This is a genomic window from Vibrio sp. Vb1574, assembly GCF_033338675.1.
Map to the genome: position 1 here is coordinate 1 of NZ_JAWOTC010000383.1, position 1113 is coordinate 1113.

Here is a 1113-nt window from a genome sequence, read left to right on the forward strand (position 1 = left end):
GACTAGCGTTGGTATGTTTGGCTCTGGCCAATGGACTGTAATGGAAGGTTACGCGGCAGCGAAAATGATGAAAGCCGGTTTCCGTTCTAACAACATTGACCCTAACGCGCGTCACTGTATGGCGTCTGCGGTAGTAGGTTTCATGCGTGCTTTCGGTATCGATGAACCTATGGGCTGTTACGATGACTTCGAGAACGCTGATGCATTCGTGCTTTGGGGTTCGAACATGGCAGAAATGCACCCAGTACTATGGACTCGTATTACTGACCGTCGCCTGAGCCACCCTCATGTTCGCGTAAACGTACTTTCAACTTACTACCACCGTTCATTCGAGTTGGCAGATCACGGCTACATTTTTAACCCACAGTCTGACCTTGCGATTGCTAACTTTATCGCGAACTACATCATCGAAAACGATGCAGTCAACTGGGATTTCGTGAACAAGCACACGAACTTTACTCAAGCAGACACCGACATCGGTTACGGTCTGCGTGACGACGACCCGCTACAAAAAGCAGCGAAAAACCCTAACTCAGGCAAACTGACGTCAATCTCTTTCGAAGAGTACAAGAAGTCTGTAGCGCCATACACGGCCGAGAAAGCGTCTGAGATCTCGGGTGTTGAGAAAGAAAAGCTGATTGAGCTTGCGAAGCAATACGCCGATCCAAACACGAAAGTAATGTCACTTTGGACAATGGGTATGAACCAACATACTCGCGGCGTGTGGATGAACAACTTGGTTTACAACATCCACCTTCTAACCGGTAAAATCGCTACTCCGGGTAATAGCCCATTCTCACTAACTGGTCAGCCATCGGCGTGTGGTACAGCTCGTGAAGTTGGTACGTTTGCTCACCGTCTACCTGCGGACATGGTGGTTGCTAACCCTAAACACCGCCAAATCGCAGAAAAAATCTGGAAACTGCCTGAAGGCACGATTCCACCAAAACCAGGTTTCCACGCGGTACTTCAAGACCGTATGCTGAACGATGGCGTACTGAACTGTTACTGGGTTCAATGTAACAACAACATGCAAGCTGGTCCGAACATTAACACTGAACGTCTGCCTGGCTACCGTAACCCAGAAAACTTCATTGTTGTTTCTGACCCATA

At 48.5% G+C, this 1113-nt stretch carries 1 protein-coding gene; it reads left to right on the forward strand.

What is annotated here, in order from left to right; all coding sequences use genetic code 11:
- The coding region (locus tag R7O12_RS26345; protein WP_318127018.1) for a molybdopterin-dependent oxidoreductase at positions 1 to 1113 on the forward strand (1113 nt) is incomplete at both ends.